Source organism: Moorena sp. (genome assembly GCF_982860115.1).
On sequence record NZ_CEYLVT010000278.1, the window covers coordinates 1 to 8,751 of the forward strand.

The 8,751-nt window shown below is 44.5% G+C and carries 7 protein-coding genes; 3 read left to right on the plus strand and 4 right to left on the minus strand.

All coding sequences use genetic code 11. The features are described 5' to 3' along the window. The first annotated feature begins 457 nt into the window (after positions 1-457). On the plus strand, positions 458-994 hold the full coding sequence (locus AC4II3_RS28935; RefSeq protein ID WP_488012335.1) for a hypothetical protein: 537 nt from the start codon (positions 458-460) through the stop codon (positions 992-994). A gap of 308 nt (positions 995-1,302) precedes the next feature. Here the strand turns inward: AC4II3_RS28935 and hpnH are convergent, their stop codons facing one another. The 3 genes from hpnH to AC4II3_RS28950 form a co-directional block, all read right to left on the minus strand. Beyond that, the gene (gene hpnH, locus AC4II3_RS28940) at positions 1,303-2,322 is read right to left on the minus strand and encodes an adenosyl-hopene transferase HpnH (RefSeq protein ID WP_488012333.1); all 1,020 of its coding nucleotides are present in this window, start codon (positions 2,320-2,322) and stop codon (positions 1,303-1,305) included. 206 nt (positions 2,323-2,528) lie between these two features. After that, complete coding sequence (gene hpnA / locus AC4II3_RS28945) at positions 2,529-3,500, minus strand: hopanoid-associated sugar epimerase (RefSeq protein WP_488012331.1); 972 nt, start codon at positions 3,498-3,500, stop codon at positions 2,529-2,531. Between the two features lie 29 nt (positions 3,501-3,529). Next, entirely contained in the window at positions 3,530-6,403 is a 2,874-nt protein-coding gene (locus AC4II3_RS28950) for an efflux RND transporter permease subunit (protein WP_488012329.1), read from the minus strand. A 144-nt stretch (positions 6,404-6,547) separates the two neighbouring features. Between AC4II3_RS28950 and AC4II3_RS28955 the strand changes: the two genes are divergently transcribed. After that, positions 6,548-7,123, plus strand: a complete 576-nt coding sequence (locus AC4II3_RS28955; protein WP_488012328.1) for a hypothetical protein — start codon at positions 6,548-6,550, stop codon at positions 7,121-7,123. Between the two features lie 12 nt (positions 7,124-7,135). Here AC4II3_RS28955 and aat read toward each other — a convergent pair whose 3' ends face one another. Beyond that, complete coding sequence (gene aat / locus AC4II3_RS28960) at positions 7,136-7,720, minus strand: leucyl/phenylalanyl-tRNA--protein transferase (protein ID WP_075899377.1); 585 nt, start codon at positions 7,718-7,720, stop codon at positions 7,136-7,138. A 324-nt stretch (positions 7,721-8,044) separates the two neighbouring features. Here aat and AC4II3_RS28965 point away from each other — a divergent pair, with 324 nt between their 5' ends. Then, positions 8,045-8,473 (plus strand): tellurite resistance TerB family protein, encoded by a 429-nt coding sequence (locus AC4II3_RS28965; protein WP_488012325.1) that lies wholly within the window; start codon positions 8,045-8,047, stop codon positions 8,471-8,473. Positions 8,474-8,751 lie beyond the last annotated feature (278 nt).

Consider the following 8,751-nt stretch of genomic DNA (forward strand, 5'->3'; position numbering starts at 1 on the left):
AAAGCCCAGCGCCTCCTAAGGGATGCCCGGATTGGCTGGGAAGCCTACACTGAACCTCTAAGGTCAGTGTAGGAGCTGTCACGATATCAAGCCCACAGGTTATCAGAGCAAGACCGTGACGTTTTGGTAAGAGGGCTTGACAAATTGCTTTTTTTGCTATCCACATCACAAATATATAAGATTTTGGATAAGAATTACTTAAGCAAAATCCTCTTAGCATAAGAAAACTATATCAATTACAATTTTGCTTTTTCCAGAGAGTTTGGTGTGAGAGAGATACAACACTTTGGATAAGAATTACTTAAACAAAATTATCTTAGCATAAGAAAACTATATCAATTAGAGTTTGGCTTTTTCCAGAGAGTTTGGTTAGAGTAGAGCCTGAGTTAAAGCTAAAGGTTAAAAAAATCGACCTACTAAGCTCTAAACTCAATTGAAATAAACCTAAGAGAAAACAATGTTAATAAAAATCAAAGCACTAGGCTTAGCCCTTTGCCTTGCTTTAATTGGTATGGCATTTAACGTACAATCTGCCATCGCTGCGCCCGGCTTTCAAGAGGTTTCAGGGGAAACATGTCCTCAAGGTTATATCTACGTAACTGTAGATGAAGCTGTGAAAAATCGAAGCGAAATCTGCAGCACTTTGACTGAGTGGTCTATTGCTCGCCTTGCTGATGGTGGCTCCATGGATGGTCCTGGCTACGACTGCAAAGTTCGTGGCGAGGATTCTCGACAGTTGGGCAATGCAGTATGCAAGCAACTGAACGCCACAATTACTAATAAAGATGGCTACTGTCCCGATGGCTACACCCTCGCTACCTATTCAGATGCAGTAAGTAACCAAGATACACTCTGCAACAACCCTCAAGTGGGTCCTTGGCACATCATGCGTTTACACGATAGTGGTTCCATGGATGGTCCAGGTTATGGTTGCAAAATCCGTCCTGAGGATACCAGAGCTCTCGGTAATTCCATCTGCGTAGAGTCTTTGTAGGGCTTTAACTAAAGCCTGAATTAGCATTATCGCTACAGGCATTATGACCTTAAAGTTGATTTCAAGGTCAATTTAATCAACAATCAGAAAGCTCAGATCAATGCGATCGCGAAGCGTGGCCTACGGCCAATCGCATTTATTCGTGGGTCTGAGATTAAAGCGATCGCATTTATTCGTGCGCCTCAGATTAATGCGATCGCATTAATGGTGCTAAAGTTGACCTTGCCTATCTTGCCAAGCTTTCCAATCCATCACTACTCAGAGCTAGTAACTAGCGCCAGCTTTATGGTCTGGGAAATTGTTCAGGTTCATACTCCTCCTAAAACACTACCCATCGCACGAACCATATTCTGGGGCTGAAACGCATCCATAGCCGCCGTCGGCTCATACCCACAATGAACCATACAATCGGCACACTTAGGATTACCACTAGCGCGACCATACTGATCCCAATTCGTTTGCTCCAGCAATTCCTTAAACGTGGAATAATGCCCTTCATTTAACAAATAGCAAGGCTTTTGCCACCCCAAAACACTGTAACTAGGACTTCCCCAAGGGGTACACTCGTAATCTTTCTCCCCCATCAGGAAATCCAAAAATAAAGGATTATGGTTAAAATTCCAGGTTTTATTCCCAGCCTTGAAAGGCGCTAAAATTTCCCGGAACATCGCCTTAGTCTGTTCCCGCTTCAGGAAATGCTCCTGATCGGGTGCCCATTCATAACTATATCCAGGAGAAACCATCATGCCGTCAATACCCAACATGGCCAGGAAATCAAAGAACTCCTGGATTTCCTTAGGATCAGTTCCCTCAAACACCGTCGTGTTAGTAGTCACAAGAAATCCCCTAGCTTTAGCCGCTCGAATTGCCTGCACTACCTTATCAAATACCCCCTGACGGTCTACACACTGATCATGCCGTTCCCGTAAGCCATCCAAGTGAACGCTGAAAGTCAGGTAAGGGGAAGGTTGGAATTTATCCAGATACTTCTCTAACAACAACCCATTGGTACAGAGATAGACATACTTTCGCCATGCCACCAACCCCTTGACAATTTCGTCAATTTGTGGATGAAGCAGAGGTTCTCCCCCCGGAATAGAAACCACAGGAACACCACACTCTTTCACCGCAGCAAAGCACTCTTCAGGAGTTAGCTGGCCCTTGAGTATTTCCGTAGGATGCTGGATTTTCCCACAACCGGAACAAGCTAGATTACAGCGGAACAGAGGTTCCAACATCAGCACCAGGGGAAAGCGTTTACGACCCAAAAGACGCTGGCTCACAATATACTTTCCGATATCAAGAGCTTGTTGTAATTGAATTGCCATAATTTTCCTCACACCATATAATCAACGCCAATCATTGAGGGTAATCATGCTTACCCCACAGCTTGAACTATGATCAGCCTCGCCGATTAATTAATAATACTGTTCGTGAATTGCTTTCAATCCTAGACTTTGCCGCAGTTGTCAGTTTCCTCTTGCCTATTGCCTATTGCCTATTGCCTATTGCCTATTGCCTCTTGCCTGTTCCCTTACCTAAACCAATCAACAGCATCCTTGAGCGCTTTCCTAATGGAAGATTGGGGTAACCCTAACTCTCTAACCGCTTTCGAGCAATCGTAATACATTGGGTGTTGTGCCATCCGCACCCCATTGAGCGGAATAGAAGGGGTTTTCCCAAAAGCAGTCAACACGCACTCATCAATCCAAGCCATACTCAGCGGTAGCCAGACCGGAACAGTTTTTTGAGGCGCACTCAATCCAGTAATTTCCGCAAGTTGCTCCAATAACGATTTGAAAGATAGATTTTGGTTACCTAAAATATAGCGATCGCCTTTTTTCCCCCGGTCTAACGCCAACAGGTGACCCTGAGCCACATCCCGCACATCAATAAAATTTAATCCCGTATCCAAATAAAATGGGATGTTTTGCTGTAAGAAGCGCACAATGATTTCTCCGGTAGGAGTTGGTTTAATATCCATTGGACCAATGGGAGCGCTAGGATTAACAATCACCACGTCTTGACCAGAGTCAGCGGCCTTGATCGCTTCCCGTTCAGCAAAAAACTTAGATTTTTTATAGTCACCAACCAATTTCTCGACAGGACTCTGATGGGTTTCATCCACAATTTCCCCAGGTTTACCCACACCAATAGCCGCTACTGAACTCGTGTAAACAGTGCGTTCAATCCCAGCTTTACCAGCACTTTGTAGCACATTACGGGTTCCCTGGACATTGTTACGATAGAGTAAATCTCGATCCGCTTGCCACAGGGAATAATGGGCAGCGACATGAAATAATACCTGACATCCCTGCATCAGTTGGCACAAGCCTGGATCGTTCAAGTCACCAATAACGACTTCTATATCTAGACCTTCGAGGTTATCGAGTTGGCTAGTAGGGCGCACCAGAGCTCGCACAGAGTATCCTGCTTCAAGTAGCGATCGCACAACATGAGCACCGATAAATCCTGTTCCTCCAGTGACGAAAGCTTTGATTGCCATTGACGCACGCTCCTCTGTTTCCCGATTTCTTATTGCTTACCAGACAATAATCCTAGCCAGCAATCTTCCAGCAGGCTATACAATACTGGTACAACAATCAAACTCAATAACGTAGACGTAAGCAATCCACCAATAATTGCCACAGCCATCGGTTGTCGCAATTCTGCTCCTGCGCCAAATCCCAATGCTAAGGGCAACATTCCCAAAATTGTCGAAGCAGTAGTCATTATAATCGGTCGCAAACGCACCACTCCCGTTTCCAGAATTGCCTCAGTGCGACTTAAACCAGCTCGACGAAGTTGGTTAACATAATCCATCAGCAAAAGCGCATTTTTGTCAAGTAGTCCCAGCAAAAAAATTAGACCAATCAGGGAAATCATGCCAAAATCACTTTGGGTGATCAGAAGTGCTAGCATTGCTCCCACAATAGATAAAGGCAACGACAAGCCCACCACCATCGGTTCTAACAATCGACCAAAAGGCAAAATTAGCACTAACAGCATACAGGTAACAGACAAGGTCAAGGTGCCAGCAAAACTCCCCAGCACATGACTACTCAGAGCCGAATCCCCCCACAGTTCTAACCTCACACCATCCGGCAACACTAATTTGGCAAGCTTTACCACCTCCTCAGTCGCATCTCCCAACCTTTGACCCTGGTTAAGGCTAGCACGAACATAAACCCCTCGCTGACCATTAACATGCTCAATCTCAGTAATCCTATTCCCTCGATTATTTTGACCGGTTGCCTCTACATCCACTAATCCTGGTAATGTCTCAATCCGAGTTTTGAGATCTGCAGCAGTATTGCCTAACACCTCTAAATCATCACCCAATAAAGCAACTTGAACTGGTTTTTGAGTAGGTAGTTCAATAAACTGAATATCTTCAACACTAGTAGTTACACCAGAGATCTTCGGCAAAGCAGCCCGCATTTTTTCCTGAACCTGAGCAGTAGTATATTGGCGATTACCTTTAAGTTTGACCTGAAGGTTTCCTTTGTTGGGATCACCCTGTACCCCCACAACTGTATAGACCGATTCCACTTCAGGGAAAGCCAGCACCGCCTCTTCTAACTGCTTAGCCACCTGCTCAGATTGCTTCAGTACCAATTGCATCCCACTTTGAATCGGAAATAGACCATTAAACCCTGACTTTGATAGTTTTGGTTTTACCTGCTTGTTAGTATCTGAATTAGTATCTGAATTACTTAATTGCTTTGACTTATCACTATTAGTATCAAACCCTCCTAAATTCAGAATATTATTAATTAAATCACCAAATTGAGAGGCACTAGGTATCTGAGGCAACGGTGCCCTATAGGTAATCATAAATTCCCCTCGGTCTAGGGTAGGAATAAACCCCTGAGGAATTAGGGGAATCAGAGAAATCCCAGCCACAAAGCTCAATACCGCTAATCCCACTACAAATTTCCGATTCCCTAGAGACCAGCGCAGCAAATCAGGGTACTTAGGATTAAACCTCAACCAAAAGTCGAAAACTACTGTCGATAATTTTTCCTTGTTTACTATTCCCTTTTCCCTTTTCCCCTGCCTAGGTTTAAGCCAATAAACCGCAAGCACTGGGCACAAGGTTCGAGCAACCAACAAAGAGGTAAGAACTGCTGCCGAAACCGTCAGACCAAAGGGTTTAAAGAACTGTCCTAAGTTACCACCCATTAAACCAACCGGTAGAAATACCGCCACAATGGTCAAAGTAGAAGCAGAAACCGTCAGACCAATTTCATTAGTAGCAGCAAGAGCAGCTTGTCGAGGAGACTTCCCAGCCTCCAGGTGCCGAGAAATGTTCTCGACTTCTACAATGGCATCATCAATGATAATCCCAATTACCAGAGCCAAAGCTAGTAGAGTAATGGTTTCCAGATTGAACCCATAGATAGCCATTACGATAGCCGTTCCCAGGAGGGAAATTGGAATTGCCAAGGCAGTAATTAGGGTAGCACGCCAGTTACGCAAGAAAGTAAAAATTACCAACACTGCCAGAACAATTGCCAGTAATAAACCATCAATAGTAGATTGAGTCGCTTCCCGGATATAGTTAGCTTGAGTCACTGCTAAGACTAACTGCACCTCTGGCAAACTACCTTGTAGTCTTTGCACTGTTTCCTCTACCCGACTAACTACATCTAAGGTGTTAGCATCACCCCCTTTGATCACCTGAAAAGCCAAAGCTTCCTGTCCATTGAAGCGAATCCGAGTCGGGGTAATGGGTATGGGAGATTCGGGATTATCTCGCTGCTGTTCTTCCTTAATAATTTCTGGTGCTTGTTTGGTCAACTCCGAGCCAGAATTGAGAGCCGTAAACGTAGTTTCCCCCCCTCCCAACAAATTGACTTTCAGAACTCCTGGAAGTTGAGCAATCTCTGGTAAAATACTAGTCTTAGCAATATCAGCTAATTGCTTCAGGTCTTTAGTATCACTCTTGATGGTGTAGCTAACTGCAGAGGATTCGTTCAAATTGAAGGGAATGACCTGAAAGGTTGCACCTTCAGGAAGAGGAATTTGCCACAGTGTCTTTTCAACCTCCATTGAAGAGGAGTTGAGATCGGTTCCCACATCGAAATAGAGGGTAACTACTGTTCGACCAGGGTAGGTTGACGAAACCATCTGATCGAGTCCTGCCAAAGGGAAAAGCCTTTCCTCAATCCGTTGAGTCACTTTCTGCTCCGTTTCCACGGCAGTCTCCAATGGCACTTGAGCATTGACCACTACCACCGGAAAGGTAATATCAGGGAATAGGGCATACTTAAGGGAACTGAAGGCCAAAAGCCCAGCCACAACCATTGCGATCCAAAAACCTATGGTTACTCGGGAATACTTAATGGCTAACCGGGAAAGATTGAACCGCTCTCGTAAGACCTTGAGGAAACTCAACTTGACCATTGAAGAGAATTATGTTAATTCACTGCTTCCTTAGGATATACTAGGAGCGATTGGCGATCAGAAAGGAATAGATTCTAAGTAATAGATTCTAAAGACATGGGATTGATCAGGTAGCGCCACACTTGGCGAACGCATTTGTTAGCAATGGATACAGCTCTAGACCAAGCGATTGAGTTTTTAACAAGCCCATCGGTTACACCACCGACCTCATCAGCTGTAGTCGAGGCACTACTTCAGGCAGAGACAACAGCTAAACAAACCAAAGTCAGCCATGCCTATTCACAACTGATCGGAAATTGGCGACTAGGGTTTATTACTGGGACAAAGCGATCGCGCCAACGAGCAGGGGTGATCTTGGGTAGCGGACGATTTCTCCCAAAGTGGATCAAAATTCACCTATCCTACTCCCCATCAGAGTCTTCTCAAGACCAAGGAACGGTTCAAAATGCTGTTCAATTTGGACCGATTCAGATAGTTCTCACCGGTCCTACCAAGTTTTATCCTAAGACCAATATCTTAGCTTTCGACTTTAGTCAAATCAGGATATCGTTATCTGGTCTAACACTTTATCAAGGTTACATTAAAGGTGGACAAGACCGAGAAACAAGGTTCTATGAGCAACCCTTAAAAGAACAAGCATTCTTCACCTACTTTTTGGTGGAAAACCGTTGCATTGCTGCTAGAGGTCGGGGAGGAGGTTTAGCTATTTGGAGCAAGTAAGCCCTAGCTAAGTTAGATAGGTTCATCAAAGGAACAGGTTTGTGCTATTGCCTTCTGTAACAGCAGACTATACTCTTGCTCATTTACCGTACAGGCACCAAACCGTTCTAGGTGAGAATTCATCATCTGAGCATCAAACAGCAAAAAGTTGCGATGGCGCAACCGTTCTACCAACTTAACCATCGCCACCTTTGAGCCCTCCGGAATCCGATAAAACATCGATTCACCAATGAACGCTCCACCAATTACAATGCCCAAAATTCCTCCTGCCAGTTGATTTCCCTGCCAAGTTTCAAAACTGTAGGCCCATCCAGCCTTATAAAATTGCCAATAAATTTCCTTTAGTTCTGGGGAAATCCAAGTAGTTTCACGGTCAGCACAACCAGTCATTACCCCTAAAAAGTCTCGGTTAATGCTGACACTAAATCGTTCCTGATTTAGGACACGACGCAGAGATTTAGGATAGCGAAACCGCTCATCCAGAGGAATTATAGCACGTTCGCGGCTTGAGTACCAGCCTAAATTACCAGTATCATCTGCCATCAGGAAATAGCCTTGAGCATACCCTTGAATTAAGTAATCAGTATCGATTTCCATTAACAGAAAGAAGTGTGTAAGGAAGAACTAACTTAGTTAAGTAAAATTAAACGTAACATACTAGCGGTTAACACTTCTGTACAAAAAAATTTGCTTTAAATAAATGAGGTTTCTTACCTAGATTAAGCGGTCTAACTAAGTTAGTTTTAACAAACCCGGTTTTTTGACAAAGTTCTCCCCCGTCTCCCCAATCTGCCCACTCTTCCCCCTCTTCCCTTTCCACTTTCCCTTTTCCCCTAATCGTGGCAAGCTGTTGATGATTCAAGGTTGATTGGCAACAAGTGCTGTATTGGTTCGGTTCCCCCCTACTGGAGAGATAAAGTCATGGTTACAAATTCTAATGTCAAACAGTTGCTCAAAATTTTAATCGGTGCCGCCTGGATAGACGGTAAAGTTCAAGCAGAGGAACGGGAATATCTGTATAAAGTCGCCAAGGAATATGGAGTTGCTGACGACCCAGAGATTAAACCGTTACTGTATGAACTCAAAGCTGTGTCAGCAGATGAATGCTACAGTTGGGTGGAAGAGTATTTAGGCGATCGCCCTAGTCCAGAAGACTATCAGCGCTTGGTTGAAGCCCTCAGTGCCTTAATTTATAGCGATGGGCTTGTAGACACAGAAGAAGCCAAACTTCTGAATCGCTTGCAGTTACTCGACCCCAGCAGTCCATCTCAGCAGTCGAGTAGTCAAAAAGTACTCAAAGCAATTCAAAAAATTTACCGCCGCTGGATTAATAAGCAGTTTACTGATTGATTACTGCCTCAGTAGGTCAGTGGGTAACTGTGTTATAGCTTACTTCTGACTTCTGACTTCTGACTTCTTACTTGCCCGTAGCGCTATACCCAGCAATTCTAGCTTTAGGGTCACCCTGAGCACTCTCCTACTAAACTCCACAGGCGGTTAAGCTGTCACCCCACCCTTTCAAGGGTATGTTTTTTACAAAGACGTCAGGTGTGGGGTGTGGGGAGTGGGGTGTCTCATAAGGGTAGGTTTTTAACAAAGACGTGAGGTGTGGGGTGTAGGGGGTGGGG